The sequence below is a fragment of the Thiocystis violacea genome (assembly GCF_016583575.1).
Classification (GTDB): domain Bacteria; phylum Pseudomonadota; class Gammaproteobacteria; order Chromatiales; family Chromatiaceae; genus Thiocystis; species Thiocystis violacea.
The window spans coordinates 71,575-94,800 of the sequence record NZ_NRRG01000010.1; the positions used below are offsets into that span (position 1 = coordinate 71,575).

The following is a 23,226-nucleotide window of genomic DNA, read 5'->3' on the forward strand; positions in this document are numbered from 1 at the left end:
TGGTCGAGCGCGGCGCCATTGTATGCCGCGCGCGAGCGCTTACCAACGACCAGCCTCCCGAGGGTCAGAAGACCAGCTCGTTCGCCCCCAGGATGGCCATCAGGATGGATAGAATGATGCCGGCCACGATCACGCCGAGACCGATGATCAGGATCGGCTCCAGCAGCGTCAGCATGCGCTGAACGCTGGTGCGCGTCTCGCGATCGTAGATGTTCGCGACCTTCGCGAGCATGGCGTCCAGGCTTCCCGACTCCTCGCCGACCCGGATCATCTGCAGCGCCAGATCCGGCAGCGCTTCCAGTCGAGCCAGGGGGCCGGCGATGCCGCGTCCATGCTTGAGATCCTCGCCCGCCTCGTTCAGCAGACCGAACAGCTTCTGGTTGGAGACCACCTCCTTCGCCAAGTTCAGCGCGCTCAGCAAGGGCAGACCGTTTTTTAGCAGGGTCGAGAGCGTATGGCAGAGCCGCGCGGTCTCCATTTTCCAGATGAGATCGCCGAAGAGCGGCAGATCAAGCACCTTGCGATCCAGGCGCGCCTTCGCCTCCGGGTTCTGAAGCCAGCGCTCGATCATCACGGCGGCCAGCGCGATGACGCACAACATGGCCCACCAGTAATAGCGAAAGAGGTCGCCCGCGGCCACGACGATCTGGGTCGGCAGCGGCAGCGCCTCGCCCATGTCCTCGAACAGGACCGTGAACTGTGGAACCACGAATACCAGCAGCAGAATCACCGACAGTCCGGCGACGAAGAGGAGCACCGATGGGTAGACCAGGGCGGAGGTCACGGTCTGACGCAACTCGGCCAGGCGGTCCAGATAATCGGCTAGGCGGTCGAGCACCTGGTCCAGCGCCCCGCTCGCCTCCCCGGCCCGAACCATGTTGATGTAAAGCCTGGGAAATTGGTGATCCTGGGCATCGAGCGCGCTGGAAAAGGTCGCTCCACCGCGAACGCGCTCCTGCAGGTCGGACAGCACCCGCAGCAGATGCTCCTCGGAGGTCAGGTCGAGCAGGATCTGTAGCGAGCGATCCAGCGTCATGCCGGCCTCCAGCAGGGTCGCCAGCTCCCGGGTCAGGATGCCGATCTCCTTCTGACTTAGACGCCGGCGACGCGCGCGACCGAATTTGGCGGTCAGACTCTTGGTGGTGCGGGCCTCGATCGGAATCAGCCCAGTGGCCTGGAGCTGGCGGATGACGGTGGCCTCGTCGACGGCCTCGATCTCGCCCTCCACGGACTCGCCATCCGGCTTCACCGCCTTATAGAAATACTTCGGCATCGGGGCCTCTCGATCAATGAATGGCCAGGGTCGCCTGTCCGCTCGCGGCGGGAAGCGGGTGACGGGGCCTTAATCCGCCTCGGCGGCGCGCAGGATCTCCTCGATGGTCGTGCGACCATCGAGCGCCTTGCGCAACCCGTCCTGATACATGGTCTCCATGCCTTCCTCGACCGCGATGCGGCGAATCTCCGTGGCCGTGGCGTGCGCCAGGATGGCCTTGCGGATCGACTCGGACATGAGCAGAACCTCGGTGATGACGAGCCGACCCCGGTAGCCGCTGCCGTTGCAGGCGTCGCAGCCCACGGCGCGTTGCAGATCGACATCGCCCTGGATGCCCTTGATGTGCGCGAAGCGCCCGGCCAGCTCCGGCACGGCGCGATAGGACTCGCGGCAATGGGGGCAGAGGCGGCGAACCAGACGCTGTGCCAGGATACCGTTGATGGTGGAGGTCAGCAGATAGTCCTCGACCCCCATGTCCAGCAGTCGGGTCACGCCGCTGGCGGCGTCGTTGGTGTGCAGGGTTGAGAGTACGACGTGTCCGGTGAGCGCCGACTGGACCGCGATGCGCGCGGTTTCCAGGTCGCGCATCTCGCCGACCATGATGATGTCCGGATCCTGGCGGACGATGGCGCGCAAGGCCCCTGCGAAGGTCATGCCGATCGCGGATTTGACCTGGATCTGATTGATGCCCGGCAACTGGTACTCGACCGGATCCTCGACCGTGATGATCTTGCGTTCCTGGGTGTTGAGCCGGCTGAGCGCCGTGTAGAGGGTCGTGCTCTTACCCGAGCCGGTCGGTCCCGTGACCAGCAGGATGCCGTAGGGCTGTTCCAGGATGGCGTTCAAACGCTTGCGCGGCGGACCATCGAAGCCGAGCGCATCCAGGTCGAAACGCACGCTCTCCTTGTCGAGCAGACGCATGACCACGCTCTCGCCGAACATGGTCGGGACGGTGGAGACGCGCAGATCCAGTTCCTTGCCCTGGATGCGGATCGGAATACGGCCGTCCTGCGGCAGCCGGCGCTCGGCGATATTGAGCTTGGCCATGATCTTGATACGCGAGATGACGGCGGCGGTCGAGCGCACCGGCGGGGCTTCGACCTCCTTGAGGATGCCGTCGACCCGGTAGCGTACCTTCAGCTCGTCGGCGAAGGGCTCGATGTGGATGTCCGAGGCGCGCGACTCGACCGCCTTCTGGATGAGCTGATTGACCATGCGAATGACCGGCGCCTCGCTCGCCAGATCCTTCAGATGCTCGATGTCTTCCTCGTCGAAATCGCCGAAATCCGCCTCGGCCTCCTTGGGCGCCTCCTCGACCTTTTCGTAGAGACGCTCGATGGCCAGCTCGATCTCGGAGGGCAAGGCGACGGCGGCCTCCACCCGCTTGCCCGCCGCCATACGGACCGCCGAGAGCACGAAGTCGTCGATCGGATTGGCGAGCGCCACCTGGATCCGCTCCTCGTCCTCCTCCAGCGGGAGGACTCGCGCGTCCTTCATGAAGCGCAGCGTGAAGAGATCCTCGCGCACCGGCTCCTCGGGGAAGGCGGCGGCCGTGGCCAGGGGCAGGTCCAGAACCTCCGACATGGCGAAGGCCATGTCGCGTTCCGAGATGAGGCCCAGGCGTACCAGCATCGGCAGCAACAGGTCTCCCGAGTCCTCGGCCAGCCGCCGCGCGCGCGCCAGATCGGCCGAGGTCAGCTTGCCATGACCCTGGAGATGAGCAACCACCCGCGTCTCGGGGGTCGGCGCGCGCGCCTCGGCGGGCGTATCGACCGCGGCGGCACCTTCATCATCAGCCGGCGTGGCCAGGAGCGGTTCGGCCGCGGTGTCGGCCATGACCCCGTCCGGCTCGTCGCGCGTGGCGTGGATGTGCGGCGCGGCCTCTAGAATGGCGTCTTCTTGCATCGAGCGCATTCCTCTGGTGGAGCCTGGATCAAGCATCAAGGGTTCGGGCATCGGGATCCTCGGCGGTGCGGGCTTCTTCCGATTCGCGCCGCCATCCCGGCAAGAGCGCCTGCAAAGCCCGCCGCATGGCGTCCTGATCGGATCGGTTGGCGGCTTCCTCCAGGGCCGTCAGACTTCGACGCAGCTCCTGACTGGAAAGACCATTCGCCTGCCGGGCGATCCGGATCTTGGGGTGAGGCGTGGCGACCAGTTCCTCGGAGGCATGGAACAACTCCTCGTAGAGCTTTTCGCCCGGACGCAGCCCCACGTACTCAATGGCGATATCCTCGCCCGGCTCACGGCCGGAGAGCCGGATCATCTGCTCGGCCAGGTAGCGGATCTTGATCGGCTCGCCCATGTCCAGTAAGAAGATCTCTCCCCCGTCGCCGATCACCGCCGCCTGGGTGATGAGCTGACAGGCCTCCGGGATGGTCATGAAGAAGCGCTCGATGTCGGGATGGGTGACGGTGACCGGACCACCCTGCTCGATCTGGCGACGGAACAGGGGCACCACGCTACCCGCCGAGCCGAGCACGTTGCCGAACCGAACGGTGATGAAGCGACACTCCGATCGCCCGTCCAGATCCTGGCAGATGGTCTCCGCGATCCGTTTGGTCGCGCCCATGATGTTACTCGGATTCACCGCCTTGTCGGTCGAGATGAGGACGAACCGCTCGCAACCGCTGGACGCCGCCGCCTCGGCGACGAGGCGCGTCCCCATCACGTTGTTCCTGGCCGCCGCCCGTAACTGATTCTCCAGGAGCGGCACATGCTTGTAGGCGGCGGCGTGAAAGACGATCGCCGGACGCTCGTCGCGGAAGAGCCCCGCGATGGCGGTCGCGTCCGTGACATCCAGGAGGTGTCGCGCGAACCTAAGCTGAGGATGGCGCTCGGTCAGCTCCATCTCGATGCGATAGAGATTGAACTCGCCGTTATCCACCAGAATCAGGCGGGATGGACCCATGGCGGCCAGTTGTCGCGTCAGCTCCGAGCCGATCGAGCCGCCGGCTCCGGTGATGAGGATGGCGCGTCCGGCCAGACCCGCGTGGATCCCCCGCCAGTCAAGTTCGACCGGATCGCGGCCGAGCAGATCCTCGATCAAGACCGGACGGATCCGTCCGATGTCCACCTGGCCCGTCATGAGGCCACCAAGCTCGGGCAGGATTCGGAACGGCAGCCCGGTCTGCTCGCACAGATCGACCAGATGGCGCATCTCGATGGCCGAGGCTCCCGGCACGGCGAGCATCAGCAGATCGATATCCTTCTCACGGACGATCTCGGGGATGGCCTCCGTCGGACCCAGAACCGGCAGCCCCTGGACCTCTCCACCCTGACGCCGAAGCTTGTCGTCCACGAAACCCACCGGGAAATAGGCACGCCCAGGGTCGCGCAGCATGGCCCGTGCGAGCAGATCGCCGGCCTGATCGGCGCCCACGATGAGCACGCGCTGACCCGAGGAGAGATTGAACCGATGGTCCTTCATCCAGCGATACAGCAGGCGCGGGGCGGCCAGCATCAGGAGCTGAATGCCGAAATAGAGCACCGGCACCGAGCGTGGCACATTCTCGGAGCGGTTGATGATGAAGAGCATCACGACCACCAGCGCCGTGCCGACCAGAACGGCCTTGGTGATGCGCACCAGGTCAGGCAGGGAGGCAAACCGCCAGACCCCTCGATAGAGCCCGAACAGCCAGTAGACGGATCCCTGGATCAGGATGACCCAGGGCAAAGCCTGGAGCGCGCCCGCGATGAACTCGGCCGGGATCCGATCGAGATTGAAGCGCAGCCAATAGGCCAGCAGCCAGGCCGCGGGAATCGTCAGCAGATCGTGCGAGAGGGCGGCGGTGCGCGAGCGCAGTCGGTCGATGATCGGGTTCATGGTCGCTCCACCGGGAAGCCCTGCTCGACCAGCCGCACCTTGAGGTGAATGAGACCGTAGATCATGGCCCAGCCGCCGAGCAGCATCCACTGATCCGGGGGCGACAGACCCGGCGAGGCCACCGCGCAGGCCGCCGCCGCGCCCATCACCAGATAGCCGCGCAACAGGGTCTTGCGATGGCTCCAACCGGCCAGGACCAGGCGTTGATAGTGATGCGAGCGATGTGGCTCCCAGATTCGCTCGTGCCTGGCGATCCGGGTCAGCAGGGTCCAGGTCGCGTCGACGATGAAGGGCGAGAACGCCAGCCAGGCGGTCCACAAGGGAAATAGTTCCAGTCGTGTGCCCCAGAGCGAAAAGCCGGCGGCCAGCAGTCCCAGGCTGGACGAACCCGCATCGCCCAGGAAGAGACGGGCGGGCGGGAAATTGCTCGCGAGGAATCCGGCCGAGGACGCCGCGACACAGAGGGAGGCCAGGGCATAGAGCGGCTCTCCGCCGCGCCAGCCCAGCAGGGCCAGCGCGGTGAAACCCACGACCGCCATCCCGCCGGCGAAGCCGTCCATGCCATCCATGAAGTTATAAAGATTGATCATCCAGACGACGAACAGAGCGGTCAGCCCGATGGCGATCCAGGCCGGGAAATGGACGGCCAGGCCCGGCGGATCCAGATGAGTCCACTGTAAACCGCCGACCATCAGCAGGCCGGCCGCCAGGAGATGGGCGGCCAGGCGCGTCAGCGGGGAGATGTCGCCGAGGTCGTCGAGAAAGGACACCAGGGCGACCAGGGTCAGGGCCGGGACCATCCAGGCCAGTTCTCCGACGATCGGACCGAGAGCCATGGCCGCCAGCAGCGGAATCGCCAGGCCGGTCAGCAGACCCAATCCGCCCGATCTGGGCACGGGGGCCGAGTGCAGCGAGCGCTCGTTCGGATGATCGAGTGGACTCAGCCGCGAACCGGCCCGCGACGCCAGCCATCGGCTGGTCAGCAGGCTGACGGTCAGGGCGACGAGCGGGATGGCGACGAGCAGCGGGGATTGGGAAGGCATCGGGCGGGTGTCTGGCCGTGAAGCGGCGATGAACGGGGCTCCGGGCGCTCCTCAGAGCGGGCGGACCAGGGCCGCCTCGACCTGCTCGCACGGCTCCCGGCCGGCCAGGAGTTCGATGAGCGTCAGCGCGAAGTCCATGGCGCTTCCGGGGCCGCGGCCGGTGACGACCCGACCGTCGATCACCACCGAGGTATCCAGGAGATCGACCCTGGGGAAGTCCTCCGCGAGGACCGAGCCCGGATAGCTGGTGGCCCGTTTGCCATCGAGCAGGCCAGCGCGCGCCAGTACCTTGGGGGCGGCGCAGATGGCCGCCGTGTAGGCGCCACGTTCGGCATGACGGCGCAGGATCGCGCCGACGCGCGGATCCTCCTCAAGGTAACGCGCGCCGGGCAGACCGCCCGGGAGGACCACCATGTCGAAATCCTGGTCCTCGACGGCCTCCAGGGTGGTATCCGGCAGCAGGACCGTGCCGCGACTGGCCTTCACGGGGCCCTCGGCGAGTCCGGCGCTCACGACCTCGATCCCGGCCCGCCGGAGCAGGTCGATGATGGTCACGGCCTCGAGCTCCTCGCAGCCTGGCGCGAGAGGTACCAATACCCTAGGCATTCCTGGTTCTCCGATTGGTCGTGATGCGCGTCGCTGGCGCGCGCGCGGGATACCCGGCGAGGCCCGGAGGCCAGCGGACGATCATGGCTTGCGGGTCGCGCCGAGGATGGTCAGACCCTTGAGGACATTGAGCGCCTCCGACAGTTGAAAATCCTCCATCGCCAGCGGTTTCTTCGATTCCTCGGTCGGCTCGCCACTGGCCGGTGTCTTCTCATCGAGGTGTCGAACCAGATCCGCCTCCTTCAACGAGCCCGGATCCTGATCGAGGATCGGCTTGAATTCGCCGCGCTCCAGGGTGATGTCGGGCGGAATACCGTGCGCCTGGATCGAGCGCCCCGATGGCGTGTAGTAGCGCGCCGTGGTCAGCTTCAGGGCCGTGGCGTCGTCGATCGGCACGATGGTCTGCACCGAGCCCTTGCCGAAGGTCTGGGTGCCCATGACGATGGCGCGTTTGTGATCCTGCAAGGCACCGGCGACGATCTCGGAGGCGGAGGCGCTGCCGCCATTGACCAGAATCACGATCGGGGCTCCACCGAGCACGTCGTCCGGCCCCGCCTTGAACTGCATCTTGCTGTTGTTGACCCGCCCCTCGGTGTACACGATCAGCCCCTCGGTGAGGAAGGCGTCGCTGACGCCGACCGCGCTGTTCAGAACGCCGCCGGGATTGTTGCGCAGATCGAGAACGAGACCTTTCAGGTCGCCTGCGTTCGCCTGCTTAAGTTCGTCGAGCGCCTTGAGCATGTCCTCGGTGGTATGGGCTTGAAAATGCGTCAGGCGCAGGTAGCCGAAACCCGGCTCGAGCATTCGGCTCTTGACGCTCGCCACCTGGATCACGGCGCGCTCGATGACGACCTCGAAGGGCTTCTGGTCGGTTCCGCGCAGGATGGTGAGCTCGATCTTGGTGCCGGGCTTGCCGCGCATGAGCTTGACGGCCTCGTTCAAGGCCAGGCCCTTCACCGGTTTCTCGTCGATGCGGATGATGATGTCGCCGGCCTGCAAACCGGCGCGATGCGCGGGCGTGTCGTCGATCGGCGCGATGATCTTGACGAAACCGTCCTCCAGTCCGACCTCGATCCCCAGACCCCCGAATTCACCGCTGGTACCGACTTGCAGATCCCGATACTCCTCGTCGGCGAGATAGGAGGAATGCGGATCCAGTCCGGACAACATGCCGCGGATCGCGTTCTCGATCAGCGCCTTGTCCTGGACTTCCTCGACATAGTCTTCCTTGATGCGTCCGAAGACGTCGGCGAAGGTTCTGAGGTCGTCGAGGGGAAGATCCTGCTCGGCCTGTGCCGGTTTCGCGGCTGGTTTCGCGGTCACGGGTTCGTCGGCAAGGCTGGCGGCCGTGGCGGCAAGGCCGACGATGGTCCCGAGGCACAGCAGCAAGGCGAATTGGAAGCGCATCATCATGATCTCTGACTGACGGGGGTTCTTCGGAACGGACGCGCGGGCGAGCGGCGCGCCTCCAGCATCGCCGGCCGTGACGAGCGGCGATCCACGGATCCCAAAGGATCGCATGTTTCGGTCCCGTTCGACAGGCTTGGACCCAAGGCGACACCGGTGGTCGTCTCGATCCCTGGCGCTCCCCAACGCGGACCGCCGAACATGGACGGGGCCTGGGGAGGAATATCGGGGCTGGCCTGGCGACCCTGCCGGCGATAGCTGGCGCACCAGGTGGCCGGATCCTGCGGCCGGCCATTGTGACGGATCGCGAAATAGAGCACCGCCTTGTCTCGTCCCCCGCTGTTACCGCTGAGCGCGATGGCGTCGCCGGTCGAGACCCATTCACCCACCTCCCTGAGCAACGCCTCGTTATGACCATAGAGGGTCATGTAGCCGTCTCCATGATCGAGAACGATCAACAAACCAAAGCCCCTGAGCCAGTCGGCATGCACCACGCGCCCGTCCTTGACGGCCCGGACCTCCTCGCCCTCGCGCGCCGCCAGCAGAACCCCGTCCCAATCGATATCCGAGTCTTCCTTGCGCGTACCGAAGGCCGCCAGGACGCGATTCTCCACGATCGGCCAGGCGAGCCGGCCCTTGAGCGTCGCGAAGGAGTCGCGCTGGATGTCCAGCTCGGCGCGGATCTGGGCGCGCTGTCTCAGGTGCTCGATCAACAGCCGCAGGGATTCGGCATCCCGCTTCAGCCCCTCAAGGGTTTGCGCCCGACTGGCGATGGTGCTCTCCAATTGCCTCAGTACCCGGCCCCGATGCTCCCTGGCCGCCTCCAGCCGGCGTCGCGTGGTCTCCTGGCTCTTGGCCAACTCGGCCAAGCGGTGCGCCTCCTCCTCGGCATTGCGGGCCAGGGTATCCAGCCGCTCGGCTCGTTCCTGGACGGCCTGGATACGGTTCATCCGCTCGCGGTTGAAAAAGGCGAAATAGGACATGACCCGGCTGGCCTGGGTCGGATCCTCCTGGTTGAGCAGAAGACGCAACCGATCCGCCCGGCCCATCACATAGGCCGTTCGCAGCAATTCGGATAACAGCTCGATTTCCTTCCCGAGGGCCTCCTGCTCCTCGGCCTGTCGCGACCTCAGCTCTGAGGCGACGCGGCTCTGCTCCTTGACCAGACGAACCAACTCGCGGTTGGCCAGCGAGAGTTCGGCCACGTTGCGCTCGCGCGCCTCCAGTTCGGTGATGAGCGCGCGCCGATCCTCCTGACGGCCGATCAGCTCCCGATCGAGGGTCTCGGCCTTGATCTGGATGTCGCTCAGATCCTGGCGGCGCAACTCGAGCGTCGGATCCGATGGCGCCTCGGCCACCGCCTCGGTTGGCCCAAGCAGCGGAACACCGCTCGACAGGAGCAAGCAAGCGTAAAGGAATGCCGCGCGAGTGGACAGGCCGGGCGGTAGCGCGCGCGCGCGGCATCCGATGGGCGTTGTCCGGTTCGAGTCGGCGGGGGCGCTAGGCATCAATGGCGTCCGAGTTGATGGGATCGACTGGCGTTCCTGGGCATGGATCGATGGCGTTGGCGCGAACGCTTAGCAGTCGAACCAGAAAGAGTTTATTATTGTATGGTGATAAATCGATTAGATGCGATTCAATGGTAACCAACCTGAGTCATCCTTCCCGTCCGATACTAAGCTTTCCCGAGAGTGGCCACGAGGAGATGGATCTGTTCGCGGATGATGCCGATATCGAGCGCGCCTCACGCTCCCTCAAGGCGATGTCCCATCCGCTACGCCTGAAGATCCTCTGCACGCTCGGGGACCAGGAGATCAGCGTTCAGGAAATCGTCGACCACGTTGGAACCTCCCAAAGCAACATCTCGCAGCATCTGGCGATCCTGCGCGACAAGGGTATTCTCGCCTCGCGCAAGGACGCCAATCGCGTCTATTACAGAGTCAGCGACGGGCGCACGCTGCAATTGATCGGCATGATGCGCGAGGTTTTTTGCCACCACGCCCGCTAACATCCGCTCGACCCCGCCGATCCGGGATGACGCCTGGGCGCGTGATCCTTATACTCTTGCGCCTCTGACCGTTACGGAAATTCTGGATGCGGTGGCCGACCCCGAAACCGCCGCGCGCCCGCGTCGACATTCCGTCCTCTTCCCGCGCGGCGCCACAACCCTGAGCGAGACAGCCAACCGATGCCGTTCATAGAACAACTCGTCGAGTTCGTAGGAAATAACTGGTACCTCTTCCTGGCCCTGATCGTGATTCTCGGACTGCTGACCCACAATCTCATCGTTGGGAGCAAGGGTAGCGTGGGTCCGCTGCAGGCCACGGAGATGGTCAACCACCGCGACGCGGTCGTGATCGACGTGCGCCCGGCGGCGGATTACGCGCGGGGACACATCATCAACGCCCTGAACATCCCGATGAACGGATTCAAGAATCAAATGGCCACCCTGAACAAGCACAAGGGCAAACCCATCATCGTGAATTGCCGGTCAGGAGCGCAATCCTCGGTGGCCTGCGGCCAGCTTCGCAAGGCCGGGTTCGAGGAAGTCTACAACCTCCAGGGCGGCATCATGGCCTGGGAGTCCGCGAGTCTGCCACTGACCCGTAAAAAACGCTGACCCGGCGGCCCATATTCGTCGCGCGGTCGCCGATCACTTTCCCCCAGAAACTAGCTATCAGGAACTGGCATGGCCGAAGAGCAACAAAATTCCGAACGGCAGTTTTCCGTTCAGCGCGTCTACACCAAGGATGTGTCCTTCGAGTCGCCAAACGCGCCGGAGATCTTCAGGGGCGACTGGAAGCCGCGTCACGAGCTGAACCTCAATACCAAGATCAACCAGCTTGAGGAGCATGTCTACGAGGTCGTGCTCTCGGTGACGGTCACGGCCAAGGTCGAGGAGAAAACCGCCTTCCTGGTCGAGGTGCATCAGGCCGGGATTTTCACCGAACAGGGCTTCTCCGAGGCGGAACTGGGCCCCCTGCTGGGCGCCTATTGCCCGACCCTGCTCTTTCCCTACGCGCGCGAGGTGGTGTCCGACCTGGTGGTCAAGGGCAGCTTCCCGCAACTGGTGCTGCAGCATGTCAACTTCGACGTCCTCTTCGCCCAACACCAACAGCAGGCCGCCGGGCCGGCTGAAACAGGCGGCGACAAGCCGAGCCATCATTGAGCGCGAGCGCCCCAGCCAGAATCGCGCTGCTCGGGCCGGGTTCCTGGGGAACCGCCCTGGGTCTGCTGCTTTGTCGCAATGGTCATGAAGTGCGACTCTGGGGACATGAATCGGCCCAGATCGAGGCCATTCGCCGCGAGGGCGAGAACCGGCACTTCCTCCCCGGCTTTCCGATCCCCCCGGCCATGGAGGCCACGGATTCACTGGACGTTGCCCTGAGCGAGGCGACCGACTGCCTGGTGGTCGTCCCGAGCCATGCCTTTCGAGCGGTGGCGCGCCAATTAGCCGACCGCTTGCCCAGTCATTTCGGTGTCGCTTGGGCGACCAAGGGGCTCGACGTCGCGAGCGGACAACTGCTTCACACGATCGCCCAGGAGGAACTCGGCGACCGACCACTGGCGGTGATCTCTGGTCCCAGTTTCGCTGGTGAAGTGGCGAAGGGGCTGCCGACCGCCGTTTCGGTCGCCTCGAATGACATGGATTTCGCCGGGCGGATCGCCGGACGGCTTCACGGTCGGAGTTTCCGCGCCTACACCAGCACGGACATGATTGGCGTGGAGGTGTGCGGCGCGGCCAAGAACGTGCTCGCCATCGCCACCGGCATCGCGGACGGCCTGGGCTTCGGCGCCAACACCCGAGCGGCCCTCATCACGCGCGGCCTGGCCGAGCTGATCCGGGTCGGAACCGCCCTGGGTGGGCGGGCCGAGACCTTCACCGGGCTGGCCGGACTCGGCGATCTAGTGCTGACCTGTACCGACAATCAATCCCGCAACCGTCGCATGGGGCTCGCCTTGGCGAGCGGCAAGACGGTGGACGAGGCCAAGACGGAGATCGGCCAGGAGGTCGAGGGCGTGGTTACCGCGCTGGCGGTCAAGCGGCTGTCCGACCGGCTCGGCATCGAGATGCCGATCAGCCATCAGGTCTACCGCGTGCTCTATGAGGGCGTATCGCCGGTGGAGGCGACCCGCGCCCTGCTGGAGCGCGAGCCAAAACCGGAGTTCGGCTGAGCGCACTATCCCGGCCAAGGGCTAACCGCTCCGGCGAACCCTTGCTGACGCCAGGCTTCGTAGAGCAGTACGGCCACCGCGTTGGAGAGATTGAGGCTGCGGTTTCCAGGACGCATCGGGATATGGAGACGTTGATCTTCCGGCAAGGAATCCAGGATGGTCGTAGGCAGGCCCCGTGTCTCGGGACCGAACAGAAAGGCATCGGCCGGCTGGAATGAGACGTCCGCGTAGGCCCTCTGGCCACGGGTACTGATGGCCAGGATCCTTGGACGCCCAAGCCGATCGAGGCAGGCATCCAGCGACTCATGCACGCGGACATCCGCCCACTCCCGGTAATCGAGTCCGGCGCGTCGCAAGAGTCGGTCGTCGAGAGAGAACCCAAGGGGCTGAATCAGATGCAGACGCGCCCCGATGTTCACGCTCAGACGCATCACATTACCCGTGTTGGGCGGGATTTCCGGCTCGTGGAGAATGATGTCGAACATGGCTTGACGGTTGACTCCTTTTCTCGGTCACATGCTATATTAAGAAATTCGTAACTACTGAAGCCATCCGGCATCATCGGCCCATTTCAATTGGGGGACACCTTCATGAGCGATATCGCCGCGCTAAAACAAGAAAAGCAAGCACTGATCGACAAGATGCTGGAGATGCAGAAGCAGTTCATCGAGTACGAACACCAGAACGGCGTCTCCGGAAAGGACTATTGGGCATCCTCCGAAGGCATGCTGGCGGATTATCGTCAGGAATACATGGATATGGCCAATCGCGTCGTGGATCTTGCCCACGAGATCGTCGGCTCATCCAGACTCTGAGACCGGTTGGTCGGTGCGATCCGCGACCAGGCGGATCGGCTCTGGGAACGAAAACCCGCGCTAAAGCGCGGGGTTTTTATTCGTGGACTCATGCTGCCGCGATCGCGTTGGCGAGCCCGTCAACCGGACAAGGCGGCTTGTCCCGAACGCAGATGCTCGATGTATTTCGGGGTATCGCGCATCGTCAGACGCACCGAGGTTCCGATGGCGAGCAGCGTTTCGTCGGTGCCCTGGAAACGGAGTTCACAGCGGATATGGCCCCGACTTTCGAATGGAACGGGGATCATGTCGCGATAGGTGTAGATATTCTCGTCGAGATCACCCCCGGCGCAGACCAGCGGAGCCTCGGGTAGCGGTGACGGCATCTCGACCTCATCGATCATCAGGCTTCCGGCCTGCCACCAGCGCGTCCTTTCCTCCGACCCGGTCATGGTCTTGACCAGATAGGCGCGCGAGAACTGAATGTCGAGACGGCCCTCCGCGACTGTGATCGACTCGATCTCCGAGCCATTGAGATCAATATTGGTACTGTCCAAGCGAACCTCCTGGGAATGACATCAGGGCGTATCGGGGCGCGACTCGGAGGGCGCGTCCAGGTCGCTGCCGACCTCCTCTCCCTCCAAACGCAATTCCTTGATCTTACGTGTGAGGGTATTGCGCCCCCATCCCAAGAGCCTGGCCGCCTCCTGACGCCGGCCTCCGGTATGCTCAAGCGCCGTCTGAATGAGGATCTGCTCGAAAACGGGCAAGGCGGTGTTGAGAATCCCCTCCTGTCCCTGCTTGAGGCTATGGCGCGCCCACCGACGCAGGGCGCTGTCCCATGGATCATCCCGACTGGATTCGCTCAGGGTGGCGCTCAGTTCGGGGGGTAGATCCTCGGCGTGGATATGCTTGCTGGAGGCCATGACGGTCACCCAGCGCGCCGTGTTCTCCAGTTGCCGGACGTTACCCGGCCAATCGAGCCGCTGAAGATGATCGATCGCGTCGCGCAGCAGGATCTTCGGTTCGCAGCTCAGTTCCTTGGCGGCCTGAGCGAGAAAATGCCGCATCAGGACGGGAATGTCCTCGCGCCGGTCACGCAGTGCCGGAAGGTGGATGCGGATGACATTCAGCCGATGGAAAAGGTCTTCCCGGAAACGGCCCTGACGGACAAGGTTTTCGAGATTCTGATGCGTGGCCGCGATGATCCGCACGTCGACCTTGATCGGGGCGATGCCGCCGACCCGATAGAACTCGCCGTCCGCCAGGACGCGCAGCAGCCGGGTCTGCAATTCCGCCGGCATGTCACCGATTTCATCGAGAAAGAGCGTACCCCCATCGGCCTGTTCGAACCGCCCTTCGCGTCGGGTCTGGGCGCCGGTGAAGGATCCGCGCTCGTGTCCGAATAGCTCCGATTCCAGCAGGTCACGAGGAATGGCGGCCATGTTCAAGGCGATGAAGGGGCGATCGCTCCTCGGACTGTGACGATGCAGGGCATGGGCGACCAGTTCCTTCCCTGTCCCCGATTCCCCGTTGATCAGTACGGTGATGTTGGAGCGAGCCAGGCGCCCGATCGCGCGGAAGACGTCCTGCATCGCCGGCGCCTCGCCGATGATATCCGGCCCCTGCGCGACGACGACCTCCTCCGGGCGATCGTCGCGACCGCGACGACAGGCACGACTGACCTGGGACACCGCCTCGTCGAGATCGAAGGGTTTGGGAAGATACTCGAAGGCGCCGCCGTGAAAGGCCGAGACCGCGCTGTCCAGGTCGGAATGGGCGGTCATGATGATCACCGGCAGACCAGGGTAGCGGTCGGAAACCTGCCGCAGGAGTTCGAGACCATCGATGCCCGGCATCCGAATGTCGGTCAGGATGACGTCGGGCTGCTCTCGGTGCAGGGCATCCATGACCCCCACGCCATTGGAGAAACAGGTGACGTGCATCTCGGCCTTGCGCAGGGCGCGATCGAGTACCCAGCGAATCGATCGGTCATCGTCGATGACCCAGACATTGGGCTCTCTAGTCATGGCTAGGCTCCAATGGGAGATAGACGAAAAAGGTCGTGTCCCCCGGACGACTTTCGCATTCGATCAGTCCGCCATGTTGATTGATGAGCTCCTGGGCGATCGACAGCCCGAGTCCGGTCCCGCCTGGATGGCCAGACACCATGGGGAAGAAGATCTGGTCACGGATCTCATCGGGAATGCCGACTCCGTTGTCGCGAACCAGGGCTTGCAGGACAAGCCTGTGGCGACGATTCCCGATCGTGAATTGGCGCAGGACTCGGGTCTTCAGTTCCATGCCGCCATCGACACCCGCCGCCGCCGCCGCGTTCCGCGCCAGATTCAGGAATGCCTGAATCAAGCGATCCTGGTCCGCCACGAAGTCCGGAATGCTCGGATCATAGTCCCGCCGGACCTGCGGACCTCGGGGAGATTCGGCCAGAATGAGTCCGCGGACATACTCCAGGACATCATGGATATTCACCAACCCTCGGCGTGGCATGAGATTGGGGCCGATCATCCGGTTCATCAGTGACTGCAGGCGGTCGGCCTCGTCGATGATGATTCGGGTGTATTCGCGCAGCGAGGGATCCGGAAGCTCGCGCTCCAGGAGTTGGGCCGCGCCGCGCAGTCCACCCAGCGGATTCTTGATCTCGTGCGCCAGACCCCGGATGAGCGCCTGGCTCGCCTGATGCTGGGAGAGCAGTTGTTCCTCGCGCGTGATGCGAAGCTGGCGGTCGACTTGGTAGAGTTCGACCAGAACCTCCTTTGCCGCATCAAAATGATGCAGAGGGAGCACGGTACAGTTCACTGTTTTGGTGCGGCCATCCCCAACCACTACATTGATCTCTCGCTCCGTGAATGGGTGCCGCGACGACAAGGCCGCCGCTAGGCGTTCCTCGACGGCGTTATCCGGACAAGGCAGCAAACTGGACGCATGCTGCCCCACCAAATGGCGTGAACTGACTTCGAAAAGCACTTCCGCCGCTGGATTGAGATATTTCAGGTACAGATGCGTGTCGAACAGCATCACGGCCGTATTCAGATGATCCAAAATCATCCGTTCGAGAGCCGGTTTCGGCGCGGGAATCGTCATTGATCTTGATCCAAATGGATGACTTGCCACACCCGGACGCGGGAAACCAAATCGCGCGAAGAGATCGATCGTCACGCGAACCTCCGGATTCGTTGAAAGGCTCAACACAGGCTAGGCGCCATCGTCCGGTTTTACGATCATATAAGCAAAATAAATGCCAGACGATATAAAAACAGGCCGTACTTGGCCAGATAGGGATCCGAAGCCTATCGGGAGAGGAAGCAAACGGAATTCAGGGTAATTGGCCTGGAAGCTTCGGCTTGCGGAGATGGAAGGCGCGGGGGGCGCTTTGGGCCAGCGGATGCCCGTCGGCGCCTCGAATCTGAAGTTGCAGACGGTGGCTGCCGACGCTGGTACCGGTCAACTTGAACTGGGTGGAGGCGTCCTTGATCGGGAGTTCGGTGCTGTTCAGAAGCAGGATCATTTGATGACCCTCGATCAGCGCCGGGTTGATCAATAGGCTGACGGGAAGGCCATCGGCTTCCTGCGTGAAGGCTTGGTTGGCGGTCGGAGAAAGAATTTCCAATTCCGAATACGGCCCAGGATAGACCTCGTCGGGTGAAGTCGGACCGAGCGGCGATGCCTTTTCCTCGCCACTGGGCGCGGGAAGACCGCTTCCGACTTTTTCCGATCCTAGAATCCGTCGGTCGGAAAAATGCACGCGACCATCCTGATCCACCCAACGGTAGATTTCCGCGTTGATCGCGGAACACTGGATAAGAAGGCAGATTGTCAGCGTGATTCGGAGCATGACCATAGAATAGTCGAGCGACCGACACCGAACAACAATAGGTTCACGGCGGGACAAGACCGTCGGAGTCGGTGATGGCTCAACCTTGGATGCGTCGCGATGATCGGCGCGTCCCTGCGCCATGGCGAGTCGAAGCGACCCGCCGCTTTTCCCTAGAGGCTGTAGTACATATCGAACTCGACCGGATGCGTGGTCATCCGAATTCGGGTGACTTCGGTCATCTTCAGGGCGATGTAGGCATCGATCAGGTCGTCGGTGAAGACACCGCCAGCGGTCAGATAGTCGCGATCGTTCTCGAGCGCCTCCAGCGCCATTTCAAGCGAGGAGCAGACGGTCGGGATCGACTTGGCCTCTTCCGCCGGCAGGTCATACAGATCCTTGTCCATGGCGTCGCCAGGATGGATCTTGTTCTGAATACCGTCCAGACCGGCCAGCATCATGGCGGCGAAAGACAGGTAAGGATTGCCGGTGGAGTCCGGGAACCGAACCTCGATGCGACGACCCTTCGGGCTGGCGCAATGCGGGATGCGGATGGAGGCGGAGCGATTGCGGGCCGAGTAGGCGAGCATGACTGGCGCCTCGAAGCCCGGCACCAAGCGCTTGTAGGAGTTGGTCGAGGCGTTGGTCAGCGCATTCAGCGAGCGGGCATGCTTGATGATGCCGCCGATGTAGTAGAGGGCGGTGTCGGACAGACCGCCGTACTTGTCGCCCGCGAAAAGGTTCTGTCCGTCCTTGCTCAACGACTGATGAACGTGCATGCCGCTACCGTTGTCACCCACCAGCGGCTTGGGCATGAAGGTTACCGTCTTGCCATAGGCATGAGCGACATTCTGGATGACGTACTTCATGATCTGATTCTGATCGGCGCGGGCGACAAGCGTCGAAAACCGGGTGCCAATCTCGCACTGGCCAGCGGTGGCCACCTCGTGGTGATGAACCTCGACCGGGACACCCATATCCTCGAGCGTCAGACACATGGCGGCACGCAGATCGTTCAGCGAGTCGACCGGCGGCACCGGGAAATAACCGCCCTTGACGCCCGGACGATGACCCATGTTGCCGTCCGGGAAGACGCGCTCGGAGTTCCAGCCGGCTTCCTCGGAGTCCACCTTGTAGAAGGCGCCGCTCATGTCCGCGCCCCAGCGCACGTCATCAAGGATGAAGAACTCGGGTTCCGGACCGAAGTAGGCGGCGTCGGCGATGCCGGTCGACTTGAGGTAGGCCTCGGCGCGCTTGGCGAGCGAACGCGGGTCGCGCTCATAGCCCGTCATGGTGTCGGGCTCAAGGATGTCGCAGCGGAGGATCAGGGTGTTCTCATCGGCGAACGGATCCATCACGGCGGTGTCCGACTCCGGCATCAAGACCATGTCGGAGGCCTCGATCCCCTTCCAGCCGGCGATCGACGAACCGTCGAACATCTTGCCGTCCTTGAACACGTCCTCGTCGATGGTGCCGGCGGGCACGGAGACATGCTGCTCCTTGCCACGGGTGTCGGTGAAGCGAAAGTCGACGAACTTCACTTCATTGTCTTTGATCATCTTAATGACGTCAGTCATTGAATTGTCTCCGCTACTCTGTCTGAAAACCTTGGCCGGCCAATGCGATGCGCGTTACCCGCGCGGGCGCTTCGCCCGAGAACCTTACGTCCGGCGCCGGAGCGTAACAGGTCATGGATGGCGCTGCACGACTCGTCTCGCGGCCCCACGAATCTGGCCGAAGAAGGTTTTCCGCCAAGTCATGAGGTTCCGGAATCGGATGGCGCTTACAAACGCCTCGCAGCCCGTATGCAACCAATAAGCCAAAAAGAAAATTGATCGAGTCGCTCCTGGGGCATAACCGGATCCCGCTTCGGCAACTCATAAAAAACGACAATTATCCAGTGACTTATAAAATATCCGGCGGCCCTCTCGCGGCTGCCTGGCCTGATCGAGAGGCGACGACAGCTCAGGGGAAGCCCTCGTCAGAACATCCGGAAACGAGGAGCCGCACCCGAATGGGCGAAAAACGGGCATGAGCGCACCAATATAGCGCGAACGATCACCCGAAGTAGACGCGGAGTTCGCGAAACACCGAGTCTTCCCGCATCGCCGCGGCAAGCTCATCCCTCAGAGCCTCGGGATCCGATCCATCGCGGAGACAGGCGGTCATCGGAAAGCAGACCTCCACGTCGATCCGGCAGCCGAGATAGTGAAACAGGATGCGTTGACGCTCGTTCGCCGCCGGGATCGATGGCCAAAGTGAGGCTGGACGCGCGAGCGCCTCGGCGTGCAGCGGGGAGCAACTGGGCTTGGCCTCGTCGTTTTCCGGATCGATATGGACCGTCACGTCCGTCATTTCCGGGATCTCTCGTTTCAGGCGCTGTTCGACCAGGACGCTGATCATGTGCCCCTCGGTGACGCAGCATAGGGATCCACGAGCACATGGACATCGGCCGATGCCTGGCCGCCCGAGCGGCGGGTACGAAGCATATGGATGTCGCATACGCCGCCGACCGAGCGAATGGTTTGGGCGACCTCGGCGATCCGATCCAGCGCGAGCCCCGTGTCCACCAGTTCGTTGGTTGCCTCCCAGCCAAGCTCCCAGGATCCCGACCAGCACGATGAGGGATAAAATCGCCTCGCTGCGGTGATGCCAGGCATTCGCTCACAACAGATCCGAGCGAACCCGTTTCGCGTAACCGAGGGTCCACCAATAGAGCCATTCCTTCGACCCGATCGACACCAGCGTCGCCGCGAGCACCAGGGCGTCCGGGCTCAAGAGTTCATCGGAAGCGAAGAGCCGTTGTACGGCATTCCAACCGATCCCGATCGCGACCAGCAAGAGCAGAAAACCCAGGGCCAGCGTCGCGACCGTCTCGTACCGGGCATGTCCGTAGGGATGCTTTTGATCGGGTTGCTGGCTGGCGTGATGGTCAGCGATGAACACCAGGACATCGGACAGGAGGTCGGATGCCGTCGGCGACGAGCGCCTGGGAGTGACCCAGGATGCCCGAAACGATCTTGACCACGGACAGGAACAGATTGGAGGGCGGCCCCGACAATGGACGTGCGGGTGATGGCTTGGCCGCGGTCCAGGGTGGCCTTTGGATGAGGCGTCACGTATTGGCCACCGGTTAGAGGCCGGCTACGCGATGGCGCGGCCTGGGCCTTGGGGCGCCGCTCGACCCAAGCAAACTCAACGCGAGGGGCAGGTTTGCGAATGACCGAATATACTGTGTCACTTTACCGATCATGACCATGCAGGAGTCCATCTTGAGTCGCGAATCCGAGGACGTCTCGACCTTTCAAGGTCTCATCTTTGCGCTCGAGCGCTATTGGGCGGACCTCGGGTGCGTCGTCGTCCAGCCCCTCGACATGGAGGTGGGGGCCGGCACCTTCCATCCCTCGACCTTCTTGCGCTCGATCGGCCCCGAGCCCTGGCGCGGTGCCTACGTTCAGCCATCGCGTCGGCCGACCGATGGGCGCTATGGCGAGAACCCCAATCGGCTACAACATTATTATCAGTACCAGGTGGTCCTCAAGCCATCCCCGCTCGAGATCCAGGATCTCTATCTGGATTCGTTGCGGCGGCTTGGAATCGATCCACTGGTGCATGATATCCGGTTCGTGGAGGACAACTGGGAGTCCCCGACGCTCGGCGCCTGGGGGCTCGGCTGGGAAGTCTGGCTCAACGGCATGGAGGTCACCCAGTTCACCTACTTCCAGCAGGTGGGAGGACTCGATTGCCGACCGGTCACGGGTGAGATCACCTATGGGCTGGAGCGGATCGCCATGTATCTGCAGGATGTCGAGAGCGTCTACGACCTGACCTGGAGCCGCACCCCCAACGGGATCGTGACCTATGGCGACGTTTTCCACCAGAACGAGGTCGAACAATCCGTCTATAACTTCGAGGTCGCCGATACGCGCGCCCTGTTCGCGCAGTTCGATACCCACGAACGGATCAGCGCGGAACTGGTCGAGAAGGGCCTCCCGCTGCCGGCCTACGAGCAGGTTTTGAAAGCCTCCCACACCTTCAATCTCCTGGATGCGCGCGGCGCCATCTCGGTCACCGAGCGGCAAAGGTTCATCCTAAGGGTGCGGACCCTGTCGCGCGCCGTCGCCCAGTCCTATTACGAAAAACGGGAGACCCTGGGTTTCCCGATGCTGAAACGCTAAGCGGGAGACGATGTTGGATACGTTGACTGATCTACTGGTCGAGATTGGGACCGAGGAACTCCCGCCCATCGCCCTGCCCAGCTTGTCCCGTGCCTTCGAGGAAGGATTCAGGAACCAGCTTCTGACGCATGGTATCGACTTCGCGTCCATCGAGCCGTTCGCCGCGCCGCGCCGCCTGGCGCTCCTGGTCAAGGGTCTTCCGACCCAACAGCCCGACCAGGAATCCCTCCGGCGCGGTCCGGCCATCCAGGCCGCCTTCGATGCCGAGGGTCAGCCCACCAAGGCCGCGCTCGGGTTCGCGCGCTCCTGTGGCGTCGAGATCGAAACCCTGGAACGGGAAGAGACGGACAAGGGAAGCTGGCTGCTGTTTCGCAGCGTCACCCCTGGTCGGGAGACCGCGCGACTGGTGCCGACAATGACCGAGGCCGCCCTGGCCGACCTGCCCATCCCGAAACGGATGCGCTGGGGGGCCGGTAGCGAGGAGTTCGTGCGCCCCGTCCATTGGGTCTGTCTCGTCATGGGTTCGACGGCGATCGAAGGGACCGTCATGGGTGTGAAGGCCGAGCCTCATACCCACGGACATCGCTTCCATCATCCGGAACGGATCCGGATCGACACGGCGGAGGCGTACGCGGAGAAACTGAGGACGATGGGCTGCGTCGAGCCCTCGTTCGCGCGCCGACGCGACTGGATTCGCGAACAAGTCACGACCGTGGCGCGATCCGCTGGACTCAGGGCGCGCATCGACCCCGGCCTGCTCGATGAGGTCACCGCGCTGGTGGAATGGCCCCAGGCGTTGCTCTGTCGATTCGAGGAACGCTATCTGGAGATTCCTCCCGAGGTTCTGATCGAGACCATGCAGAGCAACCAGAAATATTTTCCGGTCGAGGATGCCCAGGGTGGCCTTCAGGCTCGCTTCATCGCTGTCGCCAACATCCTGAGCCGTGAACCGGATCAGGTACGCACGGGCAACGAGCGGGTGATCCGCCCGCGCTTCGCCGATGCGGCCTTCTTCTGGTCACAGGATTTGAAGCAACCCCTGGCCGCCCATGCCGCGCGGCTCGAGACGGTCGTCTTTCAGGATAAGCTCGGCACCCTGGCCGAGAAAAGCCTGCGTGTCGCGCGGCTCGGGCGGTACCTGGCGCCGGCGCTCGGAACCGGTCCCGAACTGATCGAGCGCGCCGCCGCGCTCGCCAAGTGCGATCTGGTGACCTCGATGGTGTTCGAGTTTCCTGGTCTCCAGGGAACCATGGGGCGCTACTACGCGGAACGCGCGAATGAGGATCCGTGCGTGTGCGCCGCGATGGAGGATCAATACCTCCCCCGTTTCGCGGGCGACGCGCTCCCGGCGAGCCGCTGCGGGCAGGCGCTCGCCATCGCGGACCGCCTCGACACCCTGGTCGGGGTCTTTGGAATCGGACTGCGACCGACCGGCGCCAAGGATCCCTACGCGCTCAGACGCGCCTCGATCGCCGTTCTGCGTCTATTGATCGAAACGCCGCTGGATCTGGATCTTCGTGACCTATTGCGAACCGCGGCCGATGGGTTTCCAGCCGGACTCCTCGGGGATGACACGGTCGAGGCCGTCCTGACCTACATGCTGGAGCGACTGAGAGGCTACCATGGCGACCGGGGCCTTGCCGTGGATACGGTCGAGGCGGTCATTCAGACCGGCGTCACCAATCCCTGGGATTTGGATCGCCGGATCTCGGCCGTGACGGAATTCAGAAGGCTTCCCGCAGCCGAATCACTGGCCGCCGCCAATAAGCGGATCCGCAATATCTTGCTGAAGGCCGAGGCGGAAGACACCGCGCACGGCGTCCTGAACCCGAATCTGCTCTCCGATCCGGCCGAGCAACGGTTGGCGGAAGGCGTTATGCAACTCAGTTCCGTTATCGAACCGCTAGCGGAAGCGAGGGATTACGTCGGCGTTCTGGAAACCCTGGCCGATCTGAGGGACGACGTCGATGCCTTTTTCACCGATGTCATGGTGATGTCGGAGGATATCGCCGTGCGCCACAATCGTCTCCAGTTGCTCCAAGACCTGTCGGCCCTCTTCCTGCGGGTCGCGGATATCTCAAGGCTCCAGTGACA

At 63.4% G+C, this 23,226-nt stretch carries 23 protein-coding genes; 7 read left to right on the top strand and 16 right to left on the bottom strand.

All coding sequences use genetic code 11. From position 1 onward, the window contains the following. Positions 1-64: 64 nt before the first annotated feature. The 7 genes from CKO27_RS07285 to CKO27_RS07315 all read right to left on the bottom strand — a co-directional run bounded on the left by CKO27_RS07285 (position 65) and on the right by CKO27_RS07315 (position 9,660). The gene (locus CKO27_RS07285) at positions 65-1,273 is read right to left on the bottom strand and encodes a type II secretion system F family protein (protein ID WP_200374215.1); all 1,209 of its coding nucleotides are present in this window, start codon (positions 1,271-1,273) and stop codon (positions 65-67) included. Positions 1,274-1,342: 69 nt separating this feature from the next. Continuing rightward, positions 1,343-3,178, bottom strand: a complete 1,836-nt coding sequence (gene gspE / locus CKO27_RS07290) for a type II secretion system ATPase GspE (RefSeq protein WP_200374216.1) — start codon at positions 3,176-3,178, stop codon at positions 1,343-1,345. A 28-nt stretch (positions 3,179-3,206) separates the two neighbouring features. After that, entirely contained in the window at positions 3,207-5,096 is a 1,890-nt protein-coding gene (locus CKO27_RS07295; RefSeq protein WP_200374217.1) for a polysaccharide biosynthesis protein, read from the bottom strand. Next, complete coding sequence (locus tag CKO27_RS07300; RefSeq protein ID WP_200374218.1) at positions 5,093-6,139, bottom strand: MraY family glycosyltransferase; 1,047 nt, start codon at positions 6,137-6,139, stop codon at positions 5,093-5,095. Before CKO27_RS07300 ends, CKO27_RS07295 begins: the two co-directional genes overlap by 4 nt. A 51-nt stretch (positions 6,140-6,190) precedes the next feature. Then, positions 6,191-6,745: a DJ-1 family glyoxalase III gene (locus CKO27_RS07305; RefSeq protein ID WP_200374219.1), complete on the bottom strand. Its 555-nt coding sequence runs from the start codon at positions 6,743-6,745 to the stop codon at positions 6,191-6,193. Between the two features lie 81 nt (positions 6,746-6,826). Then, positions 6,827-8,158: a S41 family peptidase gene (locus CKO27_RS07310; RefSeq protein WP_420825817.1), complete on the bottom strand. Its 1,332-nt coding sequence runs from the start codon at positions 8,156-8,158 to the stop codon at positions 6,827-6,829. Next, complete coding sequence (locus CKO27_RS07315; RefSeq protein ID WP_200374220.1) at positions 8,155-9,660, bottom strand: murein hydrolase activator EnvC family protein; 1,506 nt, start codon at positions 9,658-9,660, stop codon at positions 8,155-8,157. Before CKO27_RS07315 ends, CKO27_RS07310 begins: the two co-directional genes overlap by 4 nt. Before the next feature lie 131 nt (positions 9,661-9,791). On the opposite strand from CKO27_RS07315, the gene CKO27_RS07320 reads away from it, so the two are divergent. The 4 genes from CKO27_RS07320 to CKO27_RS07335 all read left to right on the top strand — a co-directional run bounded on the left by CKO27_RS07320 (position 9,792) and on the right by CKO27_RS07335 (position 12,328). Next, on the top strand, positions 9,792-10,160 hold the full coding sequence (locus CKO27_RS07320; RefSeq protein ID WP_200374221.1) for an ArsR/SmtB family transcription factor: 369 nt from the start codon (positions 9,792-9,794) through the stop codon (positions 10,158-10,160). A gap of 180 nt (positions 10,161-10,340) precedes the next feature. Beyond that, positions 10,341-10,772 carry a rhodanese-like domain-containing protein gene (locus CKO27_RS07325; RefSeq protein ID WP_200374222.1) on the top strand — a complete coding sequence of 144 codons (432 nt, stop codon included), beginning with the start codon at positions 10,341-10,343 and terminating at the stop codon, positions 10,770-10,772. 69 nt (positions 10,773-10,841) lie between these two features. Next, positions 10,842-11,321: a protein-export chaperone SecB gene (gene secB / locus CKO27_RS07330; protein ID WP_200374223.1), complete on the top strand. Its 480-nt coding sequence runs from the start codon at positions 10,842-10,844 to the stop codon at positions 11,319-11,321. Beyond that, positions 11,318-12,328, top strand: coding sequence for an NAD(P)H-dependent glycerol-3-phosphate dehydrogenase (locus CKO27_RS07335; RefSeq protein ID WP_200374224.1), 1,011 nt, complete (start codon positions 11,318-11,320; stop codon positions 12,326-12,328). Before secB ends, CKO27_RS07335 begins: the two co-directional genes overlap by 4 nt. A gap of 5 nt (positions 12,329-12,333) precedes the next feature. Here CKO27_RS07335 and CKO27_RS07340 read toward each other — a convergent pair whose 3' ends face one another. Further along, positions 12,334-12,813 (bottom strand): tRNA (cytidine(34)-2'-O)-methyltransferase, encoded by a 480-nt coding sequence (locus tag CKO27_RS07340; RefSeq protein WP_200374225.1) that lies wholly within the window; start codon positions 12,811-12,813, stop codon positions 12,334-12,336. 105 nt (positions 12,814-12,918) lie between these two features. On the opposite strand from CKO27_RS07340, the gene CKO27_RS07345 reads away from it, so the two are divergent. Further along, positions 12,919-13,143 (top strand): hypothetical protein, encoded by a 225-nt coding sequence (locus CKO27_RS07345; protein ID WP_200374226.1) that lies wholly within the window; start codon positions 12,919-12,921, stop codon positions 13,141-13,143. Positions 13,144-13,262: 119 nt separating this feature from the next. Here the strand turns inward: CKO27_RS07345 and CKO27_RS07350 are convergent, their stop codons facing one another. From CKO27_RS07350 to CKO27_RS24465, 8 genes are all read right to left on the bottom strand, one after another. Further along, positions 13,263-13,679 carry a hypothetical protein gene (locus CKO27_RS07350; RefSeq protein ID WP_200374227.1) on the bottom strand — a complete coding sequence of 139 codons (417 nt, stop codon included), beginning with the start codon at positions 13,677-13,679 and terminating at the stop codon, positions 13,263-13,265. A gap of 21 nt (positions 13,680-13,700) precedes the next feature. Beyond that, the gene (gene ntrC, locus CKO27_RS07355) at positions 13,701-15,152 is read right to left on the bottom strand and encodes a nitrogen regulation protein NR(I) (protein ID WP_200374228.1); all 1,452 of its coding nucleotides are present in this window, start codon (positions 15,150-15,152) and stop codon (positions 13,701-13,703) included. Further along, entirely contained in the window at positions 15,145-16,224 is a 1,080-nt protein-coding gene (gene glnL, locus CKO27_RS07360; protein ID WP_200374229.1) for a nitrogen regulation protein NR(II), read from the bottom strand. The genes ntrC and glnL overlap by 8 nt, the downstream gene beginning before the upstream one ends. A gap of 232 nt (positions 16,225-16,456) precedes the next feature. Then, the gene (locus CKO27_RS07365) at positions 16,457-16,975 is read right to left on the bottom strand and encodes a DUF4124 domain-containing protein (protein ID WP_200374230.1); all 519 of its coding nucleotides are present in this window, start codon (positions 16,973-16,975) and stop codon (positions 16,457-16,459) included. Positions 16,976-17,127: 152 nt separating this feature from the next. Further along, complete coding sequence (glnA, locus tag CKO27_RS07370) at positions 17,128-18,531, bottom strand: glutamate--ammonia ligase (RefSeq protein WP_200374231.1); 1,404 nt, start codon at positions 18,529-18,531, stop codon at positions 17,128-17,130. Positions 18,532-19,012: 481 nt separating this feature from the next. Then, complete coding sequence (locus CKO27_RS24460; RefSeq protein WP_276570136.1) at positions 19,013-19,357, bottom strand: hypothetical protein; 345 nt, start codon at positions 19,355-19,357, stop codon at positions 19,013-19,015. Further along, positions 19,354-19,614 (bottom strand): cation transporter dimerization domain-containing protein, encoded by a 261-nt coding sequence (locus CKO27_RS24925; protein WP_276570137.1) that lies wholly within the window; start codon positions 19,612-19,614, stop codon positions 19,354-19,356. The genes CKO27_RS24460 and CKO27_RS24925 overlap by 4 nt, the downstream gene beginning before the upstream one ends. Positions 19,615-19,618: 4 nt before the next feature. Beyond that, positions 19,619-19,900, bottom strand: a complete 282-nt coding sequence (locus CKO27_RS24465; RefSeq protein ID WP_338115933.1) for a cation efflux transmembrane domain-containing protein — start codon at positions 19,898-19,900, stop codon at positions 19,619-19,621. A gap of 326 nt (positions 19,901-20,226) precedes the next feature. Between CKO27_RS24465 and glyQ the strand changes: the two genes are divergently transcribed. Together glyQ and glyS are read left to right on the top strand one after the other, a co-directional pair. Further along, on the top strand, positions 20,227-21,132 hold the full coding sequence (glyQ, locus tag CKO27_RS07380; RefSeq protein ID WP_200374232.1) for a glycine--tRNA ligase subunit alpha: 906 nt from the start codon (positions 20,227-20,229) through the stop codon (positions 21,130-21,132). 13 nt (positions 21,133-21,145) lie between these two features. After that, positions 21,146-23,224, top strand: a complete 2,079-nt coding sequence (gene glyS / locus CKO27_RS07385; RefSeq protein ID WP_420825818.1) for a glycine--tRNA ligase subunit beta — start codon at positions 21,146-21,148, stop codon at positions 23,222-23,224. The last annotated feature ends 2 nt before the right edge of the window (positions 23,225-23,226 follow it).

Excerpts from the sequence above, each read along its gene's own strand:
- CKO27_RS07285 (WP_200374215.1), bottom strand. The coding sequence starts at position 1,273 with ATGCCGAAGTATTTCTATAAGGCGGTGAAGCCGGATGGCGAGTCCGTG.
- glnA (WP_200374231.1), bottom strand. The coding sequence starts at position 18,531 with ATGACTGACGTCATTAAGATGATCAAAGACAATGAAGTGAAGTTCGTC.
- ntrC (WP_200374228.1), bottom strand. The coding sequence starts at position 15,152 with ATGACTAGAGAGCCCAATGTCTGGGTCATCGACGATGACCGATCGATT.
- CKO27_RS07345 (WP_200374226.1), top strand. The coding sequence starts at position 12,919 with ATGAGCGATATCGCCGCGCTAAAACAAGAAAAGCAAGCACTGATCGAC.
- CKO27_RS24925 (WP_276570137.1), bottom strand. The coding sequence starts at position 19,614 with ATGCCTGGCATCACCGCAGCGAGGCGATTTTATCCCTCATCGTGCTGG.
- CKO27_RS07320 (WP_200374221.1), top strand. The coding sequence starts at position 9,792 with ATGGTAACCAACCTGAGTCATCCTTCCCGTCCGATACTAAGCTTTCCC.
- secB (WP_200374223.1), top strand. The coding sequence starts at position 10,842 with ATGGCCGAAGAGCAACAAAATTCCGAACGGCAGTTTTCCGTTCAGCGC.
- CKO27_RS07365 (WP_200374230.1), bottom strand. The coding sequence starts at position 16,975 with ATGCTCCGAATCACGCTGACAATCTGCCTTCTTATCCAGTGTTCCGCG.
- CKO27_RS07325 (WP_200374222.1), top strand. The coding sequence starts at position 10,341 with ATGCCGTTCATAGAACAACTCGTCGAGTTCGTAGGAAATAACTGGTAC.
- CKO27_RS24460 (WP_276570136.1), bottom strand. The coding sequence starts at position 19,357 with ATGATCAGCGTCCTGGTCGAACAGCGCCTGAAACGAGAGATCCCGGAA.
- CKO27_RS07315 (WP_200374220.1), bottom strand. The coding sequence starts at position 9,660 with ATGCCTAGCGCCCCCGCCGACTCGAACCGGACAACGCCCATCGGATGC.
- CKO27_RS07305 (WP_200374219.1), bottom strand. The coding sequence starts at position 6,745 with ATGCCTAGGGTATTGGTACCTCTCGCGCCAGGCTGCGAGGAGCTCGAG.
- gspE (WP_200374216.1), bottom strand. The coding sequence starts at position 3,178 with ATGCAAGAAGACGCCATTCTAGAGGCCGCGCCGCACATCCACGCCACG.
- glnL (WP_200374229.1), bottom strand. The coding sequence starts at position 16,224 with ATGACGATTCCCGCGCCGAAACCGGCTCTCGAACGGATGATTTTGGAT.
- CKO27_RS07310 (WP_420825817.1), bottom strand. The coding sequence starts at position 8,158 with ATGATGATGCGCTTCCAATTCGCCTTGCTGCTGTGCCTCGGGACCATC.
- CKO27_RS07295 (WP_200374217.1), bottom strand. The coding sequence starts at position 5,096 with ATGAACCCGATCATCGACCGACTGCGCTCGCGCACCGCCGCCCTCTCG.
- CKO27_RS07300 (WP_200374218.1), bottom strand. The coding sequence starts at position 6,139 with ATGCCTTCCCAATCCCCGCTGCTCGTCGCCATCCCGCTCGTCGCCCTG.
- CKO27_RS07340 (WP_200374225.1), bottom strand. The coding sequence starts at position 12,813 with ATGTTCGACATCATTCTCCACGAGCCGGAAATCCCGCCCAACACGGGT.